Below are 21,801 nucleotides of genomic sequence, written 5' to 3'. Positions count from 1 at the left end.
AAACAAACAATGACAAGCACAGAACCGACCCCGCCGAACGCACTTCCGACGGCAATCGTCGAAGCGATTGAACAGCTCGACAAATCCGAACTACGAGCTGTTATCGAGTATGCACAGCGGCGATACGAGTTCGAACAGTTGAGCGTAAGCGACCGAATTGAGGCAGGCCCAGGTGAAGAGATCGTTCGGATAGAAGAGAATCCAGTATACACGACGGTCGTCAAACGGCAGCCGTGTGGTAAGGATTGTGAGGATTGTCCGCATGGACCGTTCCTGTACCACGTGCAAAAAGTACCGCGTATCGAAGGGGAATCAAAACTGCAGTGGCGGTATCTCGGTACTGTGAATATGAGTGAATAACACTCTAATGCGGAACGTGATGAATTTAGGTGTTGTACCACGTAGGTCTTTGAAAGGGGACCATATGACCACAGAATCGAATAATGGGATTCGTCTCGACAAAATCGACCAACAGACGATTTACTGGTTAATGACCGATGCACGTGGTGTTTCTGCGCCGGAAATAGCGGACGGGCTGAACGTTTCAGCAGGAACAATCCGAAATCGCATTAACCAGCTTGAAAAAAACGGCATTATCCGTGGATACTCAGCGGATATTGATTTCCAACGCGCTGGTAACCGGTTGACGAATCTCTACATCTGTACCGTTCCAGTCGCCGAACGGGAATCCCTCGCGCACGAGATACGGTCGATCCCCGGAGTGATTAATGTTCGAGAGTTGATGAGCGGCAAACGAAACCTGCATATCAAGGCGATCGGCGAGGGTGTCGAATCATTACAACGGATAGCACATGCCATTTCAGAGATGGGGATCGACATCGAAGAAGAGCATCTCATCCGGAGCGAATCTGATCTTCCGTATGTACCGTTTGGACCTGATGGAAAGCAGCAACCACATGAACCGACTGATTTCATTAGTCTTGCTGGAAACACAAACGTAATCGAAGTCACAGTCTCGGAGAACGCTCCTGTCACTGGAAAATCGATTCAGGAAGCAGTCTCCGATGGTGTGCTTGAGGATGAAATCCTCATCATCTCTGTCGAACGTGGGGATCAGGTTCTTACACCACGTGGAAAGACAGTGTTTCATCCCGACGACATCGTAACGCTACTCTCACGAGGGATTAATACCGACGACGCTCTTGGCACATTTAAAAACGAATCAGAAGAGACTAATTCCACGTCAGCGGTTTGATCCAAGCTGACGGGAGATCATAAGTCGATTCGAGTCCTGAACTACATAAAGAGGGAACTGAACTACTACTATCGATGTAAGGTGTCGTGGGTTGAGTTCAGCTAGTCAAGATGCTAACCGAGAGACCATACGACCGGACCCAGTGTGTAATAAGCTATTGTCTCTCACTGTTTAGATCTCAGCACGACTAATTCAGAACGATTCCCGGCACAAACAGTCAAATGCTGGAATGTCACGTGTTCCACTATGATAAATGTAGACAGTCACTTCCCCAGTGGTGTGGGTGCGGAAATTGCGTCGTGTCAGATCAACGGGGACTAATCATGAGATCACTAATCAGATGCGTCCTGCTACCGGTGGCAAACGAAGAGATTGAAATCACCCGTACCGGTGATTTTCCCACAATGATCTGAGATTGGAAAATGAGAACCAATACGCACTCTACTCATTTGGTTCAGTAGAAACACTCCAAAATAATTATAGGAGTCCTGAGGGAGATATCGCCTGTATCGACTGATCACAACATTCGCTATCCGTCCAGTGACTCATGCAAGACTCGCGCGTTCTATTCAGCACTCGCTGAATGAACTACCAGGCCACTTTCAGAACTGCGGTGACCGATACAGAGGGTGAGTTCAGCAAAACGCCTGTTCGAACGCTCGAATCCCGTCGTCCGTCCCAACAATAATAAGTTCATCTTCCGGCTCGAATGTTGTCTGTGGTCCAATATCAGTAATCACCGTACTACCGCTCTCCAGTCCGATTACAATACAACCCGTCCTGTCGCGCACGTTCGCTTCGGCGAGTGACTGTCCGACGAGTTGTGGAGCACGTTCGCGGATCACTTTGACCTGCTGTTCCAACGAAAGCAGGTCACGGTTTTCAAAGATCTGTGAAGCGATCATGCGACCAGTAACGCTCGTAAGTGAAAGGACGTAGTCGGCTCCGGCACGGTATGTTTTCGAGACGTTTTCCTGCTGATTAACCCGAGCGATGATCTCGGTGTCGGGAGCCAGGTCACGGATCATGAGCGTGGCGAACTCCGTCGTGTTGTCGTCCGGTAGTGCAAGTACCACGGTGTCGGCGTCTTCGATTCCAGCTTCGGTGAGTATCTCCGGCTCTGTCGCGTCACCGACAACATTGATCCCCTCTGTGTCAGCTTTATCAACTAGCGTATACGTGATTGTTGTCTTATCCAGTTCATCTCTAACCGACCGCCCAACCTGTCCGTAGCCAACGATCACCACGTTTTCTGACTTGAATCCACGAATCGTAGACTGTGTCATCTCGACGAGTTGTTCCAGTTGGTCGGTGCGGCCCGAGGCAAGGAGTACGGTTCCCGGTGGCAACCGTGTCTTCGGACCCGGTGCCGGATTAAACCGCCCGTCCACCCACACGCCTATGACGGTTACTCCCGATTCCTCGCGGATGTTGCTTTCTGCGAGCGTTGTACCGGCGAGGGCACTCCCGTGACGGATCGATATCTCCGCCAGACGTAGTTCATCGCCGATCGCAACTGATTCGTCGATCTCGGTTCGCATCGCACTCGTCACCTTCTTGCTGAGGCTCCGGCCGATTAGCGACCGCGGTGAGAGAACGTGGTCCGCCCCGGCGATCTCGTGATATCGCGCATTGTCGGGGTCTTCGACGACGCTGATGACTGAAACATCTGGACTGACTTCCTTTGCCGTGAGAACGATGCTCGCGTCCACTTGGTCCGAGACATCGGCGACTACTGCTCGCGCGGATGCAACTTTTGCAGCTTCGAGACCGTCGGTCGAAGCTGGATCGGCCTTGATAACATGATCGTTTGTTTTGTACAGTTCGTCTGCTCTGTCTCGATCTGACTCAACAATCACGTACGGAATCCCCCGGGAATCGAGTTCGTCGATTAGCACCTCCGAGCGCGTCGTATCCGAGCAGATCACGACATGGTCCGTCAGGCCCTCGTCCGCCTTTTCAGGTGCGCTTGAAGACAACATGGATTGTAACAGGGGAGTGGCAACGACCGGGAGAGCCCCAACGAGGAGTGCCATACCGAGTAGATCAGTCACGATGATGAACGTATGCATCTGTGGACTCTCCCACGGCGAGTCACCGCCGAACCCGGTCGTTGTGAACATCTCGACGGTGAACTGCAGCGAGTCAAGAAAGCTCCGTGGCCGGTCTTCGTACGTCGCCATCCCCCACTGATACCCGAGGGACGTGACAATGAGTGCGACTCCAAGAACGATCATATAACTGATAATGCGGCGTTTCAGTCCTTTCATAGCTCAATGTTAGATTGATTTCGGATAAATTGATACAATTAACGGTCAAGGAAACAGTGAGACGACGCGAGGGCTATTCCTGAGCACCGGAGACAACAAACCTGTCTATGAGTACTGTTGAATCCCGATGAAAACCAGAGCTGGTATGCTGTCATTCGTACCTGAAGTTACGCTTCTCACTCCAAGTATTGCACTATCAGCCCCACTCGTCACCTCTGCAACATTCGCGCTGTCCATCTTGCACAGCCGTCAAGTAACATATCAGACCTGTCAGGCGGTGATTTGCAGAAGGCGGCGGCAGTTTTTTGATTTTCACCGGTGATGGACTTGTCGAAGAGCGTCGGCAGTGGCTCTCCCGGAGATACGGATGTACTTTTGAGCTGTCGCTAGGTCGCTCCACCCCATCAGGGCTTGGAGCGGAACAGGCGCGACTCCTTGGTATGCGTGGTAACTGGCAGCGGTAGCCCGGAGACAATGGGGATATACTCGACCCTCAATGTCTGCGGCTTCAGCGACAGCGTTCACTCGTCTGTTGACCGCGGTTCGTGACCGGGGAAACGCTTCGTACTTGTCAGTAAATCGTTCAAGACACAGCTCAAGGCGGAGCGACAGGTCAATGGGAATCGCCCGGGCTGAAGCGACCGTTTTCGGATGCCAGCGTCCCTTCATCGCCTCTTCCTGTGAGAGTTGCTCATTGTGAGTGGTTTCTTGTGATGCTTGGCGACGGCAATAGCCACACTCGCAGGGTTCGTGTTGCGGAATACGAAGCAGCATCCGATCCCAGTCGATCCAGTCGGCACGGAAGTGAGCGATCTCGCCAGCACGCAACCCAAGTCGGCCCGCGGCCAGACACACGAACCGCGCCTGCAAATCTCGCGGCTCTGGCAGTGAACTACACGCTTCTAAAAGAAGCTCAAACTCCCGGTCAGTGAGTACATCCTCATGGGTGTGCCGCGTAGTCAACGATTGTCGATGCTGCTGTGCCCATTCATTTGACTGGTGATAGTTGTCCGTCATCCACCACAAAAACGCGGTTGGCTTGAATTGAAAGGCGACATATCGGTAACAAGTCAGCTCAGTGTCCGCTGAATATAGAGGATGAGTGCAGTAAATATGATGAATAATATGTGAGCCGCAAAACTACTGCTGCTGCAACGACCCCCTCACTCCCTTTGGAAGGCTCTATGAGCCAACAGACAGTTCAGATGATGTCGCTATTCCGGAAGCGGACGTAACCAATAACAACAGGGATGATGAGCCACAAGAAGAAGACAAGCGCGCTTACCCATTCCTGTAGCAACAACGGTGCTTCCATCGATATCTCCTGTGTCCACAGTGCATCCACGACGTTTGCCAAAGCCTCATGCGGCGGAAGCGTTGCGATGAACTCTACCCATGTCGGCGGTGTTTCGGGAACGGTCCTGTGGATCGTCCAGTAGATGAGGTCCCCGAGGACGTACAGTGCAAAGTAGACAGTCAGGAACATCCCAGCAAGCGCTGTGAGAACGCGACGAGAGGAGGTGAGCGCCGCGGAAACGGACACTCCAAGCACTGTATAGAGGATGCCGTTTCCGAGATTCGTCGTGAGAAACTGCGCGTACTCCGACGGTGCGAAACCCCCATACAGCAGGTACAGAAACGGAATCACCAGCAGATATCCGATCAGAATTGGCACAAACAGCGAAAGCGTGCGACCGACAATCTTCCCAAGCAGTAGCTCTTTCCGGTTGACTGGAAGACTGAGAAGCACGTGCAGACTCCCCGACTGGCGCTCACCGACGATTGCCGAATAGCTAAGCAGTATTGCAACGATCGGAACAAGGAAACTCATCGTCCCGAACGCCGCACCAACACCGTCCTCGAACGACGGATCACTGAAAATATATTGCATCAGACTCAGTGCGAAGGTCAGTATGACGAACCCACTCATAAGCAACACAAACGTCTGCGAGCGGATCGAGTCCGCGACATCTTTGCGAGCAATCGCTTGCCACGTCATGCTTCCACCTCCGTCTCCGTGTAGGCAGCAAACAGATCCTCAAGCGATTGGCCTTCCGTCGAGACCGACTGCACACTTGGTTCAGCCGTTGTACAGAGCTCTGCAAGCACCTCGTTGGTGACACAGCGCTCTTCGAGTACCAGTTCAACGGTGTTGCCATCAACATCGCTACTCACAACACCGTCCCACGTGTCGACGTGACTGCACGCGCCGTTGAGGGGCGTCTCAAACGTGACCTGAAGCGTGTTCGGCTCGGAAAGCTGTGTTCGAAGCTCCGAGATGGTGTCTTCTGCAACGAGCGAGCCGCTTTCGAGGATACCAACCCGGTCGCAGGCCTGTTCGACCTGCCCGAGGATATGACTTGAGAAGAAGATCGTCGTTCCCTGCTCGTTTTCGGCCTCAATGAGCTGTCGTATCTGTCGTGCTCCGTTCGGGTCTAGTCCACGAGTCGGCTCGTCCAGCATGAGCAGTTCGGGGTCGCCAACAAGCGCCATCGCAAGCTTGAGTCGTTGTCGCATGCCGGTCGAAAACCCGCCAGCCTGCTGGTCGATTGCCGACGCCAGTCCAACCCGCTCACAGAAATGTTCAGGATTGACATCAACCTGCTTGATTCGAGCCACGAACTCAAGATGTTCGCGTGCGGTGAGGTTGTCGTAGAGCCCTCCGTGACCAGGCAGGACGCCAATTCGCTCACGAGGAGTCGACGCTGCTGGATCGACCTCATCGCCGAACAGCCAGATCTGTCCGGACGTTGGTCGGACAAGCGACAAGATCATGTGGATCGTCGTGGTTTTTCCAGCACCGTTTGGGCCGAGAAACCCGTAAATCTCTCCCTGTCGTACTGTGAGATCAAGTTCCTGTACGGCGTCAATCTCGCCGAACGTCTTTGTCAGATTCGCTGTTTGCAGTACTGGTTCACTTTCAGTCATCGCTACAGGACATACTACTGGTGAGCAAAAAGTCGCTATCTACGGTTAAAATTGATTTTCACCGTTCTGAGGCGCTCACACATGTAGTGACGACAGTTTACTGATCGAGCACTGATCGGAGATAGATCTGTGTTCCCACGGCAAACCAGACTACATATCCGACGCTGTAGAACAAAAGTTGCACAAGCCCAGTCAGCGGTGGCCAAAGTAGCCAGTCCCCGCCGGCCGCTACGATTGCCCGTCCCCCGAGTTCGGGAAGGTACACTGTGAGTGCAAAGCCAACGATGACAACGAGCACGCGGACCCAGTACAGGCTCGTCACCGACCAGCTCAGTTTGAGCGCCGCCACTGGCCCGTAGTTCCCCGCAATGCAGATTTCGGGTGCAAGCCAGAACTTGAACACAGCAAGTGCCGAGAGCGAGCCGAAAATGAGTGTTGCAGAGGCACCATCATAGATCTGCTCGGTCACGAATGGAACCGTCACAACGACTCCCCAACTCAAGATCGAACCGACCAGAATAGCGCCCCCAGCAGCAACGAGTACTGCAACGAGTATTATGACGACCGCCGGTATGTGTCGTTGGCTTGCAACAAAGAGCTCCCAAGCAGACCGGGTCGAGTTCTGGAGGTTCGCGGTGGTGAGCGAAACAGCGTAGGTCCGCAGGACGGTCGCACTGAGTACAATAAAAACGGCGACACCGGTTTCAACAGGCCAGGTCTGTGGCAGTGATTCCGCCACTGGCCAGAGTACAAGGCTCAGGCCCACAACCAACAGCACGACCCAGAGTACTGAGGGAGAGCGCTGGAACAGGTTCACTGCCCAGAGAACATCTCCCGCGACTGAGCGTCGTCTGAGCGCACTATCGACAGTGCGACATCTGAGACACGTACAACCGTCGGTGTCGTCGGCGCGGCGAACCGGCTCCACTGTCGAAGTGGTACGGCATAAGGGTCAAAATCAGTTTTCATCGAACTGAATCTATATCAGGATTCGATTCGAATGGTACCAGTATAATGGGGACGCTCCTTCCAACCTCATCGGACGCTTCCATCAAGCGAAGCGACGACCCAGATCTGTTGTGTATCGATGACGAGCACACCGCAGACGTGTTCAAAACGCTCTCATCGGAAACGAGTCAAGAGATTTTCACCGCACTCAACGAAGAGCCAATGGCAGCACAGGACATTGCTGACGAACTTGACCTCTCACTCCAGCAGGTCTCGTACCATCTTGACAACTTACAGGAGACTGATCTGATAACGGTGCTTGATACGTGTTATTCTGAGAAGGGAATGGAGATGGACGTGTACGGCCCACCGGAAACCCCATTGCTGCTGTATCTGGGACCGTCTGATGATAAGCCTGGGATGCTCGAATCATTCAAGCAGTTCGCACATGCGATCGGCCCTATCGCTGTGCCCGTTGCAATCGGCCAGATTTTCGCACGACTGACTTCAGACAGTGAGTGAAAGATAGCTGTACGACAGTCGGACAGTCAAACACATGTCTGATGAACATCAATGCAGACGGTCAAAGACACGACGCGAGGTGCTCACTGGCGTTGGCGGGGTTACAGCCGGCATCACGCTGTCTGGCACCGTAGCAGGCATTGCCCGCCCCCGATCAGCCGACGATGCAGGTCAACAGCAGCGCGACAGCGCCGCAGCGGAGGGCGACGACCACCAACGCGAGATAGCGTCGATCGTCGAGGACCTTCTCGAAGACGCGGACGTTCCGGGTGCGGCGGTCGCAGTCGTTGTCGATGATGAGGTTGTCCTCTCGGAAGGGTACGGTCTCGCCGATTCGGAGACTGGCCTTCCTGCCGAACCGACGACGCCATTTCGGATCGCCTCCGTCTCAAAGCCCGTCGTCTGTACTGCAATCGCGGAACTGATCGCACGCGGCAATCTCGACCCAGAAACGCCAGTTCAGGAGTACATTGACAACGGGCTCGTCAACTGGGATGAGCCAGTCACGCTTGCCAACCTTGCGGCCCATACTGGGGGATTCGAAGCAACGAACCACAATATGTGGTTCCCATCGCCCGAAGACGTGGGGCCACTCCCCGAGCATCTCGATCCGATGCCTGCACAGGTACGGTCGCCAGGAACACTGGGTTCCTACTCGAACCACGGGATTGCACTGGCCGGACAGTCACTCGCCGAAGCGGCTGGCGATCCCTTTGCCGAAGCGATGGCAGCTGTACTGTTCGAACCTGCAGGGATGGAGACATCGAGCTTCGCACAGCCACTTCCCAGCGCGATAGACGAAGTCCACGCAACTGGAGAAGGCGGAATTGGAGCGGCCGGAAGGTTCGGTGGATTGGGCATCAGCCCAGCAGGCGCGATGTCGGCCAGTGCCACTGATATGGCCCGGTTCATGCTGCTCCATCTGAACGAAGGGCGCCTCGATGGCGAGCAGGTGCTCGATCCTGCTGCGATCGACCACTCTCATCAGCAGTGGTTCACCCACCACGAGGCGATTTCGGGGATGGCGTTTGGGTTCGCTGAAAGCAGACACGGCGACACACGGGTGCTCCGTCACGACGGCGCCAGTCCAGCCAGTGGGTTCACCAGTGAACTCCGCCTCGCTCCGGAGCATGATATCGGCGTGTTCACCGCGTACAACGACAACGGTCTGGAACTCGACCTCGCCGATACGGTCGTCGAAGCGCTGCTTCCCGACCCCTCACACGAGTCTCCCAATCCAAGCGACCCACATCGTGCGGAGGAGCTCCCTGGAAGCTATCGGTCGATTCGACACGGGACACAAGCACACGATAGCCTCTTTACAACGACGTTAAACGCCCCCTCAATCGACGTTGCCCTCGCAGACGATGGGGCACTTCTCGTTGACGATGGCGGCGGCGCAACCCGATGGGTCGAAATCGAACCGCTTGTGTTCGAGCGCGAGGACGGCAGCGACCGGCTTGCATTCGGAGAAGACGACGATGGTGAGCTCTCTCAGCTGTTCCTGGGCGGCACCCCCAGTGCATTCGTGGAGACAAGTTGGTATCAGTCGACAACGCTGCACGGCGGTGCGCTCATCGGAAGCCTGTTCGGCCTGGGCTGGGCATACAACGAATACAAACCGGACCGCAACCGGGAAGAGTCCCGTCGTGAGTGGCTTGCGTCAACGCGCTCTGATCCGGATCGGCTGTCGTCGCTTATGGCACACCTCGGAAGCGGCACCTTCCTTGCGTTTTTACTATTGTTGCTCGGCTACATGACTGTCGGACAGACGCAGTATCTCGTTGGCTACCTCACCGACCCATCTTCTGCGTTTCTGCTGGCGTATGCGCTGCCAGTCATCGGCGTCGCAACAACGGTTGGTACGGTTGCGCTTGCACTGTACACCCTGCTCACCCGGTGCTGGAGCCCGCGACGCCAGTTGCTGTACACCCTGACAGCACTCGTACTGCTTGGAACGGCCACCTTCCTGTGGTACTGGAACCTCCTGCTACTATGAACTCTCCTGCTACGATGAATCAAAACCCAAACCAACAATGACAGTCACCGAAACCCACCCGCTTTCGACGGACGGTACTCGACTCGACAGCATCCAGAACTTCACCAGCGAATACTGGTGGCTCGGCTTTCTGGGCTTTTGGGAATGGGTCCACCCTGTCTTTGGCCTATTTTACCTTTGTTTTCTGTTCATCCCTGTTGCAATCGCGCTTGAATGGCTGACAGACGAGGGAGATCCGACTGAGTGGATTGAAGACCGAGAGCCGACTGGCGTTCGTGGCCATCTGGGAGCTGGCTGGGCGACCATCCATCCGGTTCCACTCGTGCAATCGATTATCCACCGATGCAACATGGCTGTGGTTCGTGGGCGCAAGCTCACCCCCGACCCTGACGAGTTCGATCAAGAGCAACCGCTTTGGCTACCCTTTGACGACGAGTGGACCATCCTTTCGGGGAGCCCGGACAAGACGTTCGCCCACGATACCGGCGTTCCACAGCATCGGTACGCCTACGACTTTGTCATCACTGATGACAAGGGATCGACCTACGACAAGGCCGCCTCAGGCACCGATCCTGCCACACACTACTGTTATGGGGAACCCGTGCTCGCGCCGGCTGACGGGACCGTTGTCAACGCTACAGATAGTCGGAACGACAGCAGTCGTGCAAACGGTGCACCAGCCCCAACCTACCGTTCAATCTACGGCAACTACGTTGTGATTGACCACGGCGATATGGTCACCGTGCTTGCACATCTCCAGCAGGGAAGCCTCACAGTCCAAGTGGGAGACACTATTGAGCAGGGTGAACAGATCGCTTCCTGCGGGTACTCGGGCAACGCCAGCGAGCCACAGTTGCACATGCACGTTCAGGACCGTTCTCGACTCTCTATCGGTATCGGACTCCCCGCCAGGTTCGATGCCACCGACACACGGCATCTGGACGGAGACTTTATGAACGACAAGCAAGCAATAGTCCACTGCGGCCAGGGAGTGAAAACAAGAAAGCCGACAGACCAGTCATGACAGGTGTTCAGACAGGGCTGCCACCGCGCTCGCGGATGAGATCACGAAGCTCATCGGCGTCGCACAGGCGTTCTGCTTTCTCGCGTTCGATGAGTACAGTGCCCTCAATCGAGCCCCGCCGTGTGGAGTCAACGAAATAACGAAGATTTCTCAGGTTGGCGGAAAGCAGAATATTCAATCAGACTAATCACTTGTGCAAGACTCGCGCCCTCTATTCAGCACGACGATCCTGTCATGTTTTGAGGGTATCAACATAGCCGCGGTGACACAAACAGAGCCATCGTGCTGCATCCATCGGCTCTATTCAGCACGGCCCATGAATCCTCTCACCGCTTGAGGATTGCAACAGAGACACCAAACCACTATGATCACACACACGCGAATACCACTTGGAAGGATCCTGTCACACGCTCCTTCCATTCCCTTTGAATGAACACTGACGAATCCTCCCTCGGTCGCTGTCCGGACTGTGGCGAGCCGATCCATAGAGCACGACTGCTCGTTGAGTATGAGAAGGACGACGGCACTGCAGGGATTTGGGCTGAATGCACGAGTTGTGAGACAGTCGTCGCGCCTGAGTAGGTCAAACGCTAAAGTCAAGTGGTCTATCCACTCATATCGATCTACGACTTACTGATGGACATTCCCGAGCAACTACATTGTCTGTTTACCAGTACCGTTGAAGACGACGACGAATCGTATACTGTTGAGATTCCCAAACGAGAGGTTCAGCTTGGCGATCTCCAGGAAGGCAAAACGTATCGTGTCGCCTTACTCCCCACCTCGTTGAATGAGACATCCAACGAGAGCGACGCTCAATCAGCAGACGAACCTGATCCACCAACGCCACCGGTTGAAGAAGGTGAACAGCGCACTGTTGAGATTGAGAGTCTCGGTGATCAAGGTGACGGAGTCACGCGTGTTGAGCGGGGGTTCGTCGTCATCGTTCCCGATACCGAGCGCGGGGAGCGCGTAGTCGTCGAGATCACCGACGTGAAAGAGACTGTGGCCTTCGCGGAGGTTCGTAAACGTGTGAGTTACTACGAGTGATCGCAAGATTCTTACAGCTAGTAGAGAGGTTTTTGTGCGACAAATGACTCGTATATATCATGGATCGGGGCACACATTCTTCCGATGAACTTCAAGAGGAGTTGGAGACGGCTGAAGAGCACCTCAGTGAGGCAGAAGAGATACTGTGGGTGACGGCAAGTAATGTTGGGCCGGACAAATATGCGATCCAACTGGAAGAGATGACCCAGCGTCTCTGGGACCTGCAACACGAGCTTGACGATTTACGCCAAGATATCGACGACATCACTCGGTGATGTCCCACTGTTGACGTTCGACGCAAAACCCGTCACAGTGAGGACAAACATGATACTGAACATCGAATGTTGCCCCGCAGTTGCTGCACACATATGGCTCTGACTCAGGTGCCGCGCCGAGGTAGTGGCTTAGCCGCCCGGTCAAACTCATACCACGATACAGTTAGTCCTCCTACAAGTTGTTTACGACCGTTCAATCAGAGGTTAATATAAATAGTGCCAGAAATTGAATGTCGAGTATATCGAGGACACCTCAGGGCCCGACAGGCGGTGGGCCGACGATGCGAATGTCGTGATCTGAGGCGAGTTCGTTCACGCGTCCAATAGCTGCCTCAGACGGGGGAGTCGTCGGGATAGTTCGCTCTTCAGTGGGTTCACCGACGGCAGCCACGAATTTGTCGAAACCCCCTGGTGAATCGGCTGCAATAATTGTGGCCTCTGTCACTGCATGCAGTGAATGGGGTTCTCCACGGGGTAGCACGACTGAGCTATCAGCAGTCAACTCTTGCTTGTCCTCTTCAGTGTGGACATGAATCGTCCCATCAATCACGTGAATACATTCGTCGGCGTGCTCGTGGACGTGGAGAGGCGGGGCGTGGCCTTCCCGAAGTTGCATTTCAACAACGGACCATCGTCTATCCGTCTCGTCACTGGGGACGTGGACAAACGAAAGCGTGTCCAAGAACTGTATTGGTTGCGTCTCGGTGCGGTCTCCACTGACCGGTAGTGTGAATCCGGACATAGATGTTTAGTTGACATCAACCCAACTAAATCTTCCTCTGGTTGACCCCGGAATCTCAGTGGATCCACAGCAAAGTAGACTGAGTATAACAGCCGTTCGTTGACGCCCTGTTGTGAACTGATGAACCGTGTGATCTCCTAACCCGATTCGCCTCTCTCATGCTCAGACGCCGCTATTCAAGACAGCAGATGAAACACCTTCCACGAAATTCTGAGCTGACTGTGTGTGCTATGCGCCCTGCGTCTTGTCGGACGGTAAAAGATCTATGTGAATCGGTCGAAGTTCAAACGAGCAATCTGCAGGAGCAGTGTAACAGGTGATTCATTGATGAACCTGTGAAATCAATTCCCTGTGATGGACATACACCTGAAATCTTTATCATCCCTTCCCTTACCCACTGCCATGACCTTCGGCACAACGTGGCACAACCTTCTCGATAACGTCGAAGAACTCCCAGGAGACGCCACACTTGTCACCCCACTCTCGCGCAAAGCGTTCAGCGTCACAGATGTTCAGGAACACAGGGTACTCATACAGCATCGGGACGACGGTGAGACAATACCACTTCAGCGCGACCAATTCGAGACACTGTACCAGCGTATTCAGGATTCGCGTGGCGAGTTTAACCTTGACCGACTTCCTCCGGACGCCGAACCTTATGCCACCGTCATATCTCTACATCCACGGTTCGAGGTGGACGACCGTGAGGGGACGCTGACAGAGAGCGACCAGTCAACAGGTTCTCCGTTGGTGGAAGCTCAAGGAGACACTGATAACGCCAACGAACAGCGTGAGGAGCCCGACGTAGACGTGTATGCAGATGCTCTGTTGCTGATTGATGCTCTTGAACGTCACAACGTGACTACACTCGAAGAGGTGGGGACGCCGGGGCTGGTCAACCTCTATACCCTGCTGTCGGATGTACAACGGAACGCCAACGACATGCGCCAGAACGTGCGGGCTGTCCTCCTTGACAGGCTTCACCACGACCAGCCGGTGTCCGGTCAATTCGGGTCAGTCCAACGGACAAGTCGTCGGAACCGCTCGCTCAAAGACGACGAACTAGTTTTGAATGCGTTCGAGTCAACTGGAATCGAACGCGAACGATTGACTACAGTAGATTCAACGAAAGTCGATGACGCCCTAGAGGTAACGGAGCTCTCGGAGAGTGACGTGTACGAAATCGAAGAGAGCGAATACGTGCGAAAGGCCGACGTGGACGAAGACAAAAAAGAGACGCGCCTACAGGGACTCAAAGATCAACTTGCGGCCACCGAGGGAGAGGGAGCCGACGAACTGCACGAAGAAATCGAAGAACTCGAAGACAGAATAGATGAACTGACCGAGTTTCGATCGGGTCGATCCTTCCATGAATCGGCTTCAGGTGGTTGATTGCCTGCGTCGTTCAGAGCATCTCTAAGGTTCTAGCTTAACCAACAAAAGAACGCTTATACGACCATCTGTTGGCTGATGAGTTCTCACTCACAGTTTTGGCACTGTTTGAACTTCGAATCAGAGCGTCAAGTCATCAATTTCCCAGTCACTGGGCAGGCCGTCATCAATTCCCTCCTCAGCTACGAGATCTCGGATCCGTTGCTCAACGTCTTCGTCCAGTTCAAACTGATAGTCCAGCTCGTCATTCCAGTCCCAGTAGCGTGGGATCGTCGGCGAGAAATTACTCACTGCTCCTGCTGGAGAATCTAAGAGATTTCGTGTTTCGGATATTTCCCCACGAGCATATGTGATACGCTCTTGAATCGAGTCGTCACGTGCGATTCGCTCCAGCAAGTCCACAGCCAAGTGCTGGTCTGCGTAGAATGCGTGTTCGAGCATTGCATTTACGACGAAGATGTCCGTGGAGGCGTGTTGATGGATGTCCTCGGCAACCGAGTGGTTGGGATGTCCAATCCCCCATCCGTACGGGTGCATTCCTTCGAGGATGTAGTCGTATCCTTCTCCATCGAGTCCGTCGAGAATCGAGCTAAAATACTCCAACGCTTCGACTGGAATCGCCTCCACGTCGTCTGACAGCCGAGTGCGAATGAGGTAACGACCTGTAACGTTCTGAAGTATGGTCGTCACGTGTGGGAACTCATCTGTTGTCTCTGGATGATATGCATCGAGGAAATCTACAAGAAACTTCCAACCTTCGGACTGTGTTACATCATCCAACGTGGTGATGAGTCGTTCTCGATACGCTCGGGAAATTCCTCGATAACGGTCGGATTCATCCGCTTCGTGTGCCGACGTTAATCGTGCCTCGTACGTTGCGATTCCCTGAGTGAGTGCGGTTACGTCTCCGTTATCAGCATCTGCTAACTGTTGTTCGAGCCCTTCCAGTTCAACCTCATCAGGTCGGCGATCTACTGTCATTACCCGTGCCTACAGCAACTGGAGCCGTAACGTTTGTGCCACAGAACGATGACGGTAGCGTATGACCGAAACGTATGCTCTCAGTATTACTGTGCAGCCGTACGAGTTCAGTGGTGAGTTCCATATTGTTGGTGATGGATAGAGAACTGGTGAAGAAGTACTCAAGCACGTTGCATCTGACCACATCTTGACAATGAAGCAATGACCGCACGTCGTCGAACACCTGCTCAAAACACTCCAAGATGGTGAGAATGTGAGCGAGTCCGAGTACAAACAGGCAGACCCAGATGTCTCCTGTGGACTCCATTTTGATGTGAATCACCAGCAGTTTCGATTCTGGGTCGGTGACCACGGAGTCGAGATCGGAGGACAGCCGACAAAGGACGAGTTTCGGTCAATCGCTGACGACCTGTCGATGTAGATTACTTTTGATTTTGTCTGCTCCAGCAAGGACAAGTACCTCGCCTACCGTAGGTGAGACCGAATGCGTCTCTCGTTTGATGATGGTACACTCCTGCTCGAAGACGCCCCCGAGACTGTCCCGTATGTCGAGTGGGACAACCGTGTCGACGAGTATCGAGCACGGGCACAACATTACCGTGCTACGCTCATGCGTAGCACATTGTTGATGAAGTGCCCTCTTGCGATTTAGCTATTGTGCCACCGGTACTCGAACGGGTCGCTGAACTGGTCTACGTAGTCATCTCTGCTTGGTGCGCGAGCAACCGAGTCGGATCAACAATCTCCTACAGAAGAGCGTGTTACGGTAGTATCTTTGTTACGCTAGTATCTGTTCAACACTCGAAAATATGTTACACTAACATGTTCACTATCTTATAGGACTTATCCGTTTCACCCCCATATGGGTACATATGCCGAACAGTCCAGCAGACGATATCGACGAGACAGACGCGTATCGAGACTGGAGTCACAGTCTCACGGCCCTCCAGGAGCTCGGGGAAGAAATCCTCGAAGAGTGGCGAAATCAAAACCCAAACTCTCCACGAGACTACCCAGCCGTCCGCTGGCTAACAGATAACGGTTATTCTCACCTTCGGTGGGTGCTCCGCGAAAAGCACGACATGGGTACACCTGAATACTTCGTGCTTCTCACCTCTTCAGGCGGCAATACTGGATACGAATGGCACATAGATGATGTCGCAACAATTGGCCACGCAAAGACCTATCTCGAAGATCAAATGGAATGCCGTGACTGGGCCGACGGGACAAAACGAACCACTCGATCACGAATCAACATGTTTCTCCAACGGTTTAGTGAGAAATACGGAGACGCAGCGGTCGTCACGCACGCGAATGACCCCGACCGCCAACAGGAACTCTACGAAACGTTCAAACAAATAGGAAAAGACCTCCGAAAAGACCTCAGTTCCGACGAGTCAGCCCTCAAGTACCTGCGTGCTGCCCATCGATTCTTCGAATGGCTCGAACGATCGAACCGCATTGAGTATGATCCGATGGAGGAAATCGAATCGGAGTTCAATTGGAACATAGACCCCGATCCGACGCCACTAACCGACGGCCAAGTTCGGCGACTCTGGAATGCTGCGCAGACTGACGAAGAGAGGATGTTAGTAATCGGATACTGTGTATGGGGACTTCGGACCAAAGAGCTGCCCGCTGTCCACTTAGATCAACTGCATCTGAACCCTTCAGATCCGGTGATCCGTTTTGAGGACGAAGACCGGAAGAATGGGTGTGGAGAGGTCAGCCTGCTGTTCGGTCTTGACTCGCTGGCCAACCTCGTTGATAAACGGGCACGCGAGGCGGATTGGAATGGACACCTCTTCCCAAGTCCAAGGGACGGTAGGTCATTCCTCTGTGGAAAACAGGCGCGAAAGAAGTTCAAAGACCTCTGTCAGCGCGCTAATGTTACCATTGACGGAAGCGATGCACCTCCGAAACACGGTCGGTCGTTCTACTACAACATCATGGCTGACGCCGAAACTGAGCTCCTAGAAATGGCCGCGAAAATCGCCGACGAGCAAGGCGCAACGGACCCATCATCGGTACGTGACTACTATTTGACACCTGAGCGCCGGCAACGATACTGCCGAACCTTCTTCCGGGCCCGGATCCGCGAAGTTCTGCCGGAAGACGCTTACAAGGACTCTGGAGACAGCGCCGGGTACGATGGTAAACTAGACGACTTCGAATGATTCCGCAGCAACCCCCAACAAGATACCAAGACAAACACCAATGACCGACCGCCTCGACGATGAAGAGTTCCTGAAACAGCGTCTCTCGGAAGACCCATCTGAAGAATTTCTTGAAGCGATTGCATCCACGGTTGTGGATGAGATGTCTGAGTCGTTCCCCGAACTCTCATTCAAGTCCCGACCGATGAATGAAGTTCTAAATGAATTCCGTGAAAAGAAACTGGAGTCGGTCGATTCGACGGGACAATACAAACGGAAGCTGAATTACCTTCAGACATACATAGAAGACGAAGCGCTTGTCGAAACTACTGACGATCTCACAAGCGAAGACGTTGAACGATACGATAAGTGGCGAAAATACGAGTCATTGGACCGCGATGAGCCGCTATCGGACACGACGCTCGGTGACGATATGTATCTCTTCCGGGAGTTCATCCTGCATCTAATCGAGCACCGGATGGCTCCAGTTCGCTTCGAGAAGTGCGTCAATATTCCTGAAGTCGACTACGAGTCTGGGGACGGCGTAGACGAAAAGAAGCTAGACCCCGAGATTGCGAAGGCAGCCCTGGAATATCTGCGTAAGTACGAATACGCTGACGTGGAGCACATCGCAATGGAGTTGATGTGCCAGTCCGGACCTCGAAAGAACGGGTTACGGGGCCGTGATGTAGGTCACTTTGACTATGAAGAGAGAGTTCTTAAGTACGAGCACAAGGAGGCGACTCCGCTGAAGAAAGACGAGAGTAGCCAGCGGGAGGTCGATATTTACGGTGATGTCCCAGAGTTCATTCAGGACTATCTTAAGAATCAGCGCCCAGACGTAACGGACGACGAGGAACGGGAACCGTTGCTGACGAAAGGTGATGGACGAATTAGTGCATCGATGTTGCAGAAAATCGCCTACAAGTGGACGCGGCCTTGTGCGATCGGCTTAGGGTGTCCGCATGACCGGGATCCTGATGAGTGTGAGGCAGCACAGAAGAACAATTCTGCGTACAAGTGTCCGAGTAGTCGGGCCCCTCATCACATCCGTACTGGTTACATAACTGATCAGAAGAACCGGGGAGTTTCGTCAGATGCTATCGATCAGCGATGCGATGTCTCGCCACGCGTTCAGGATCTTCACTATGATCTACCAGATGACACTGAAGAACGGGAACGCTTCGAAGATGAGTTCAGGAATGCCGAGGATGATCCCGATTCCGGATTCAATCATGACTGATCTTCTCTGGAATGATGGACGCAGGTCGCGGTCATCATTCCTCCAAAGAACTGCCTGCTAACCGCTAGCAGGTGTATCAATTAGTCATGTTCCAGTTGTTCTTTCGCATCCCGGAGTCGATCGTTAACTGTCTGCCGGTTAACCCCACGAAGATCTGCCCATTCACTTTGCCGGTACCAACCCGTTTCGGGATGTGTTTGCCAAAAATCAAGGGCAGGAGCACAGGATCCTATTTCTGCAGTGAGATATGACAGTTCCACACTGGCGATTTTCCGTCCCATAGCTATTGGGTCAATATCTGAAAACGGGAACATGCCCTCATAAAATACATCCCAGGCTTCTGTACTGGGGTGTAGATACTCCCCAAGAACAGTCACTTCACCAAGATCATTGTAACCGATATCCAATATGCCGATCTGTTTTTCACCCGAATACAATTCGACGCATATTGAAGAATATAATCTAGTCGTAGTAGATTCTGAGTAAAGTTCATAGCTAACTTCATAATGCGTAGCATGTTCCTGAACAATTGCCTGTATATTGGTCCATGCTACCCAGTAGTCGGTATCCTGTGCAAATTCAACCCAATCAGTTACAGTTGCTTCCTCACCAAGTTCAGCATCGGAAATTGTTAGTTCAGGAACGTCGGCCTGACTTATTTCAGTGATTATTTGCCCCATTGCAAGGAGTGCTTCAGAGTATGATTTGTAATCAACTCCAACCATACGTACGCTATAAACGTACAAGATGGTATAACATATGGATTCAAAAGCCAGTGTAAAGATGTGGATTGTTAATGTACGCTATATACGTACAAGACATTACATCTGCGTTCAACAAAGCAAGGTGAATCCCCTCCCGATGAGACTAAGAAAGACGATATGCAGGATGGCGATGAGGCAGACGATCCAGAAACTGCGGACAGCGGAGACGAAGAAACAGTTAAATCAGTAGACGAGGGTGGGATCAACGATAAAGAGGACGTTGCTGATGACAATATACCTGGATTTGGTATCAGAGGAGCACCCACAAATATCGCTGCCGTAGCATAGCTCCTGAAACGGCGTTTTGGTACTACCCGGTTGGAGTCCCAGTAAATTTCCAACGCTCTGAGAAGCAGATTCAGCCTTCTGGAGTTCGCAGATGTTGCAATGAACCATACGCACGTTTTCGTCACCAATTTGCTTGCCAATCTTCCGGAGACGAAAGTTGGATGGTTCAATGAATTCCGAGAGGACAATATCGTCAGTGTCGCCCTGAGCAAAGATTCGGAAGCAAGTCTTGAACCGGGTTACTTGCGAATCGCGTTCAATTAGGCGCGGATGCGAGAAGTTCAGGCCCATACCAAGGTTGGTGACCCATTCGACCCTGAAGTTCTGCAGTCGGAGATTGGCGAGGTGGAGGACACTATCTCACGATTCAGTCACTCGATTCCCGGGCCTAAATTGTAAACCATCGACTTCGCATATCGCTTTGCCGACCTCTCATCGTAAAACTCACTCGGAGGCCGTCGGGACATGGAAGACATCTGTAACGTCTTTGGAAGGTCACCAAGTTGAGCCCATAGAGCCTCGCTCATCTCGTCCTCGACCGACCCACCTGACTGCGCTCCACCGATACTCAGACAGTCCTGGAGGAGTTCGTCGAAGTCCGATCCGTAGTACCGCTTGAATTCATCTTCATTGTCGACGAGCAGCCGCTCCGCGACGATTTTCCCGAAAATGATGTTCGCGCCTATTTCCTCCCGGAACCACCTCCATTCCTGCGGTGTAGTGAGTTCGCGCCGCGCATCAGCCACGAACTGTCCAGTCACCGATGTGTTCTCGGAGAACCCGGGTTCTGTCTGCGAGTAGAGTATCGCTGTGTACTCGCTCGGTAGCTCTGTCGGAAAGTCATCGAGATCATGCTGTCGTGCTTGCAACTCTCTCCGGGTAATCTCAATCCGGTATACTATGATGAAGATGAGGTCAATTACAACTTCTTCCAGATTGACTCTAACAGTGATGGAGAAATCGTTGTCATAGACAAGTATCCAGGAGGGACACTTCCAGACGGCATGTTACTTGAGCGTCTGGAATCCGCAGAATCAGTTGACACTATCCCCTATGAGGAGATCGTCCCTGATGGGCAGTCCTTGGATGAGTTTGAGTATGAAGATAGCACTTAGCGAATACCGGCCCTTGAGATCGTACTAGTAGACTCTGGGTATGGAGCTGCTGCACTCACCGAAGGGTGTTCGGTGAGGGGACGTTCTATAGACTGCTCTTCCCCCAAGCGTTATTACTCAATACACGAATTATGAATTGTATGTCGAAGACCGCCGGCGATCCTGAGCGAGCCGTCAACGGTATGCTGTCAGTCGCACAGCTGCTAGAGGAGCCACGGCTGGCTCGTCTCTACACGTTCGTTCTTCGAGAAGGAGAAGTGACCATCGATAACATCGTTGCTGAGCTAGAGATACCGCGAACGACGGCATACTCGGATGCCGGGACACTCGTCGAACTCGGAGTGCTAACCCGAGACGAAGAGCAGAAGACCCACACGTATTCGGCGGTCCCGATCACGCTCACTGCGAATCTCGACGGGGACGAATACACGATTACGCCGACGCTCATCGAAGCGTTCGGACGATCACCCCGCGATCAGGACTTGGATCTCCTGATTGAGCGGCATGGCCTGGGAAAGCTCGCAGCTGCCCTCACGTATGCCAGACCGTATGCCGAGGGAGAGATGTCGGAACGGGTTGCAGCCCGTGAACTCGACTTCCAGCAAGCGTTCGCAATTGCTGTGCTACAGGCCTTGCGAGATGTTGTCCTTGACATGGAGACGGTCGATCCGTACTTCGGCGAGATCCGGAATGCCCGCGAGCAGCCATCAACCGCGGAGGACTGAGTGCGGGAACAATGAGCAAGCCCTTCGAGACGTTTCAGGAGTCAGTAGCGTGGGTGGCAGATACGGGGCTCTTTATTGCGTGTGGTCGCCAACAGAATAACAAATATAGGCTCTGGTGAATCACTAGACAGCACCGGAACGAACCGTCAGAACTAGGAAGTTG

General features: G+C 53.2%; 24 protein-coding genes and 2 pseudogenes. 16 read left to right on the top strand and 10 right to left on the bottom strand.

The annotated features are described in order from the left end of the window. The first annotated feature begins 9 nt into the window (after positions 1-9). Entirely contained in the window at positions 10-360 is a 351-nt protein-coding gene (locus AArcSt11_RS16230; RefSeq protein ID WP_250598651.1) for a hypothetical protein, read from the top strand. 64 nt (positions 361-424) lie between these two features. Further along, positions 425-1,216 (top strand): Lrp/AsnC family transcriptional regulator, encoded by a 792-nt coding sequence (locus tag AArcSt11_RS16225; RefSeq protein ID WP_250598649.1) that lies wholly within the window; start codon positions 425-427, stop codon positions 1,214-1,216. A gap of 635 nt (positions 1,217-1,851) precedes the next feature. Here AArcSt11_RS16225 and AArcSt11_RS16220 read toward each other — a convergent pair. From AArcSt11_RS16220 to AArcSt11_RS16200, 5 genes are all read right to left on the bottom strand, one after another. Continuing rightward, positions 1,852-3,486 carry a potassium channel family protein gene (locus AArcSt11_RS16220; protein WP_353617825.1) on the bottom strand — a complete coding sequence of 545 codons (1,635 nt, stop codon included), beginning with the start codon at positions 3,484-3,486 and terminating at the stop codon, positions 1,852-1,854. Positions 3,487-3,798: 312 nt separating this feature from the next. Beyond that, entirely contained in the window at positions 3,799-4,503 is a 705-nt protein-coding gene (locus AArcSt11_RS16215; protein WP_250598645.1) for a tyrosine-type recombinase/integrase, read from the bottom strand. 184 nt (positions 4,504-4,687) lie between these two features. After that, positions 4,688-5,485, bottom strand: a complete 798-nt coding sequence (locus tag AArcSt11_RS16210) for an ABC transporter permease subunit (protein WP_008164906.1) — start codon at positions 5,483-5,485, stop codon at positions 4,688-4,690. Next, positions 5,482-6,414 (bottom strand): ABC transporter ATP-binding protein, encoded by a 933-nt coding sequence (locus AArcSt11_RS16205; RefSeq protein WP_250598643.1) that lies wholly within the window; start codon positions 6,412-6,414, stop codon positions 5,482-5,484. The genes AArcSt11_RS16210 and AArcSt11_RS16205 overlap by 4 nt, the downstream gene beginning before the upstream one ends. A 97-nt stretch (positions 6,415-6,511) precedes the next feature. Continuing rightward, positions 6,512-7,231: a hypothetical protein gene (locus tag AArcSt11_RS16200; protein WP_250598641.1), complete on the bottom strand. Its 720-nt coding sequence runs from the start codon at positions 7,229-7,231 to the stop codon at positions 6,512-6,514. A gap of 197 nt (positions 7,232-7,428) precedes the next feature. Here AArcSt11_RS16200 and AArcSt11_RS16195 point away from each other — a divergent pair, with 197 nt between their 5' ends. From AArcSt11_RS16195 to AArcSt11_RS16185, 3 genes are all read left to right on the top strand, one after another. After that, complete coding sequence (locus AArcSt11_RS16195; protein WP_250598639.1) at positions 7,429-7,884, top strand: ArsR/SmtB family transcription factor; 456 nt, start codon at positions 7,429-7,431, stop codon at positions 7,882-7,884. 79 nt (positions 7,885-7,963) lie between these two features. Then, entirely contained in the window at positions 7,964-9,883 is a 1,920-nt protein-coding gene (locus AArcSt11_RS16190; RefSeq protein WP_008164896.1) for a serine hydrolase domain-containing protein, read from the top strand. A 37-nt stretch (positions 9,884-9,920) separates the two neighbouring features. Beyond that, complete coding sequence (locus AArcSt11_RS16185) at positions 9,921-10,907, top strand: M23 family metallopeptidase (protein WP_250598637.1); 987 nt, start codon at positions 9,921-9,923, stop codon at positions 10,905-10,907. A gap of 7 nt (positions 10,908-10,914) precedes the next feature. Here the strand turns inward: AArcSt11_RS16185 and AArcSt11_RS17225 are convergent. Further along, a pseudogene (locus AArcSt11_RS17225) lies at positions 10,915-11,046 on the bottom strand (transcriptional regulator); the annotation flags it as partial. Between the two features lie 290 nt (positions 11,047-11,336). Between AArcSt11_RS17225 and AArcSt11_RS17265 the strand changes: the two are divergent. The 3 genes from AArcSt11_RS17265 to AArcSt11_RS16175 are packed head-to-tail and all read left to right on the top strand — an operon-like array spanning position 11,337 to position 12,232. After that, positions 11,337-11,489 carry a DUF7837 family putative zinc-binding protein gene (locus AArcSt11_RS17265; protein ID WP_491896767.1) on the top strand — a complete coding sequence of 51 codons (153 nt, stop codon included), beginning with the start codon at positions 11,337-11,339 and terminating at the stop codon, positions 11,487-11,489. Between the two features lie 54 nt (positions 11,490-11,543). Continuing rightward, complete coding sequence (locus AArcSt11_RS16180) at positions 11,544-11,957, top strand: TRAM domain-containing protein (protein ID WP_250598635.1); 414 nt, start codon at positions 11,544-11,546, stop codon at positions 11,955-11,957. A gap of 59 nt (positions 11,958-12,016) precedes the next feature. Further along, positions 12,017-12,232 (top strand): hypothetical protein, encoded by a 216-nt coding sequence (locus AArcSt11_RS16175; RefSeq protein ID WP_250598633.1) that lies wholly within the window; start codon positions 12,017-12,019, stop codon positions 12,230-12,232. A 253-nt stretch (positions 12,233-12,485) separates the two neighbouring features. On the opposite strand, the gene AArcSt11_RS17165 is transcribed toward AArcSt11_RS16175, so the two are convergent. Then, a complete protein-coding gene (locus AArcSt11_RS17165) occupies positions 12,486-12,974 on the bottom strand; it encodes a cupin domain-containing protein (RefSeq protein WP_353617823.1) in 489 nt (162 codons plus the stop codon). A 402-nt stretch (positions 12,975-13,376) separates the two neighbouring features. Between AArcSt11_RS17165 and AArcSt11_RS16170 the strand changes: the two genes are divergently transcribed. Next, the gene (locus tag AArcSt11_RS16170) at positions 13,377-14,366 is read left to right on the top strand and encodes a DUF7983 family protein (RefSeq protein WP_250598657.1); all 990 of its coding nucleotides are present in this window, start codon (positions 13,377-13,379) and stop codon (positions 14,364-14,366) included. 120 nt (positions 14,367-14,486) lie between these two features. Here the strand turns inward: AArcSt11_RS16170 and AArcSt11_RS16165 are convergent, their stop codons facing one another. Next, complete coding sequence (locus AArcSt11_RS16165) at positions 14,487-15,347, bottom strand: DUF8137 family protein (protein WP_250598631.1); 861 nt, start codon at positions 15,345-15,347, stop codon at positions 14,487-14,489. A gap of 253 nt (positions 15,348-15,600) precedes the next feature. Here AArcSt11_RS16165 and AArcSt11_RS16160 point away from each other — a divergent pair, with 253 nt between their 5' ends. From AArcSt11_RS16160 to AArcSt11_RS16145, 4 genes and pseudogenes are all read left to right on the top strand, one after another. Then, positions 15,601-15,768, top strand: a complete 168-nt coding sequence (locus AArcSt11_RS16160) for a hypothetical protein (RefSeq protein WP_250598630.1) — start codon at positions 15,601-15,603, stop codon at positions 15,766-15,768. A gap of 63 nt (positions 15,769-15,831) precedes the next feature. Further along, positions 15,832-15,948: pseudogene (locus tag AArcSt11_RS16155) on the top strand (hypothetical protein); the annotation flags it as partial. Positions 15,949-16,219: 271 nt separating this feature from the next. Then, a complete protein-coding gene (locus AArcSt11_RS16150) occupies positions 16,220-17,524 on the top strand; it encodes a site-specific integrase (RefSeq protein WP_250598629.1) in 1,305 nt (434 codons plus the stop codon). 40 nt (positions 17,525-17,564) lie between these two features. After that, entirely contained in the window at positions 17,565-18,746 is a 1,182-nt protein-coding gene (locus AArcSt11_RS16145; RefSeq protein ID WP_250598628.1) for a site-specific integrase, read from the top strand. Between the two features lie 80 nt (positions 18,747-18,826). On the opposite strand, the gene AArcSt11_RS16140 is transcribed toward AArcSt11_RS16145, so the two are convergent. After that, a complete protein-coding gene (locus tag AArcSt11_RS16140) occupies positions 18,827-19,471 on the bottom strand; it encodes a hypothetical protein (protein ID WP_250598627.1) in 645 nt (214 codons plus the stop codon). A 156-nt stretch (positions 19,472-19,627) separates the two neighbouring features. On the opposite strand from AArcSt11_RS16140, the gene AArcSt11_RS16135 reads away from it, so the two are divergent. Beyond that, positions 19,628-19,798, top strand: a complete 171-nt coding sequence (locus AArcSt11_RS16135; protein WP_250598626.1) for a hypothetical protein — start codon at positions 19,628-19,630, stop codon at positions 19,796-19,798. 371 nt (positions 19,799-20,169) lie between these two features. Here the strand turns inward: AArcSt11_RS16135 and AArcSt11_RS16130 are convergent, their stop codons facing one another. Beyond that, a complete protein-coding gene (locus AArcSt11_RS16130; RefSeq protein WP_250598625.1) occupies positions 20,170-20,559 on the bottom strand; it encodes a hypothetical protein in 390 nt (129 codons plus the stop codon). Positions 20,560-20,661: 102 nt separating this feature from the next. Between AArcSt11_RS16130 and AArcSt11_RS16125 the strand changes: the two genes are divergently transcribed. Together AArcSt11_RS16125 and AArcSt11_RS16120 are read left to right on the top strand one after the other, a co-directional pair. Next, a complete protein-coding gene (locus tag AArcSt11_RS16125) occupies positions 20,662-20,913 on the top strand; it encodes a hypothetical protein (RefSeq protein WP_250598624.1) in 252 nt (83 codons plus the stop codon). Positions 20,914-21,053: 140 nt separating this feature from the next. Continuing rightward, on the top strand, positions 21,054-21,638 hold the full coding sequence (locus tag AArcSt11_RS16120) for a helix-turn-helix domain-containing protein (RefSeq protein ID WP_250598622.1): 585 nt from the start codon (positions 21,054-21,056) through the stop codon (positions 21,636-21,638). Positions 21,639-21,801: the final 163 nt, after the last annotated feature.

This window comes from Natranaeroarchaeum aerophilus (assembly GCF_023638055.1).
Lineage (GTDB): Archaea > Halobacteriota > Halobacteria > Halobacteriales > Natronoarchaeaceae > Natranaeroarchaeum > Natranaeroarchaeum aerophilum.
The sequence above is the reverse complement of the archived record's forward strand: the minus strand, read 5'-3'. Positions and strand labels throughout refer to the sequence as shown.

What these genes read in the sequence shown, in the direction of transcription:
- AArcSt11_RS16230 (WP_250598651.1), top strand. Translation starts at nt 10, where the DNA reads ATGACAAGCACAGAACCGACCCCGCCGAACGCACTTCCGACGGCAATC.
- AArcSt11_RS16225 (WP_250598649.1), top strand. Translation starts at nt 425, where the DNA reads ATGACCACAGAATCGAATAATGGGATTCGTCTCGACAAAATCGACCAA.
- AArcSt11_RS16220 (WP_353617825.1), bottom strand. Translation starts at nt 3,486, where the DNA reads ATGAAAGGACTGAAACGCCGCATTATCAGTTATATGATCGTTCTTGGA.
- AArcSt11_RS16215 (WP_250598645.1), bottom strand. Translation starts at nt 4,503, where the DNA reads ATGACGGACAACTATCACCAGTCAAATGAATGGGCACAGCAGCATCGA.
- AArcSt11_RS16210 (WP_008164906.1), bottom strand. Translation starts at nt 5,485, where the DNA reads ATGACGTGGCAAGCGATTGCTCGCAAAGATGTCGCGGACTCGATCCGC.
- AArcSt11_RS16205 (WP_250598643.1), bottom strand. Translation starts at nt 6,414, where the DNA reads ATGACTGAAAGTGAACCAGTACTGCAAACAGCGAATCTGACAAAGACG.
- AArcSt11_RS16195 (WP_250598639.1), top strand. Translation starts at nt 7,429, where the DNA reads ATGGGGACGCTCCTTCCAACCTCATCGGACGCTTCCATCAAGCGAAGC.
- AArcSt11_RS16185 (WP_250598637.1), top strand. Translation starts at nt 9,921, where the DNA reads ATGACAGTCACCGAAACCCACCCGCTTTCGACGGACGGTACTCGACTC.
- AArcSt11_RS17265 (WP_491896767.1), top strand. Translation starts at nt 11,337, where the DNA reads ATGAACACTGACGAATCCTCCCTCGGTCGCTGTCCGGACTGTGGCGAG.
- AArcSt11_RS16180 (WP_250598635.1), top strand. Translation starts at nt 11,544, where the DNA reads ATGGACATTCCCGAGCAACTACATTGTCTGTTTACCAGTACCGTTGAA.
- AArcSt11_RS16175 (WP_250598633.1), top strand. Translation starts at nt 12,017, where the DNA reads ATGGATCGGGGCACACATTCTTCCGATGAACTTCAAGAGGAGTTGGAG.
- AArcSt11_RS17165 (WP_353617823.1), bottom strand. Translation starts at nt 12,974, where the DNA reads ATGTCCGGATTCACACTACCGGTCAGTGGAGACCGCACCGAGACGCAA.
- AArcSt11_RS16170 (WP_250598657.1), top strand. Translation starts at nt 13,377, where the DNA reads ATGACCTTCGGCACAACGTGGCACAACCTTCTCGATAACGTCGAAGAA.
- AArcSt11_RS16165 (WP_250598631.1), bottom strand. Translation starts at nt 15,347, where the DNA reads ATGACAGTAGATCGCCGACCTGATGAGGTTGAACTGGAAGGGCTCGAA.
- AArcSt11_RS16150 (WP_250598629.1), top strand. Translation starts at nt 16,220, where the DNA reads ATGCCGAACAGTCCAGCAGACGATATCGACGAGACAGACGCGTATCGA.
- AArcSt11_RS16145 (WP_250598628.1), top strand. Translation starts at nt 17,565, where the DNA reads ATGACCGACCGCCTCGACGATGAAGAGTTCCTGAAACAGCGTCTCTCG.
- AArcSt11_RS16140 (WP_250598627.1), bottom strand. Translation starts at nt 19,471, where the DNA reads ATGGTTGGAGTTGATTACAAATCATACTCTGAAGCACTCCTTGCAATG.
- AArcSt11_RS16135 (WP_250598626.1), top strand. Translation starts at nt 19,628, where the DNA reads ATGCAGGATGGCGATGAGGCAGACGATCCAGAAACTGCGGACAGCGGA.
- AArcSt11_RS16120 (WP_250598622.1), top strand. Translation starts at nt 21,054, where the DNA reads ATGTCGAAGACCGCCGGCGATCCTGAGCGAGCCGTCAACGGTATGCTG.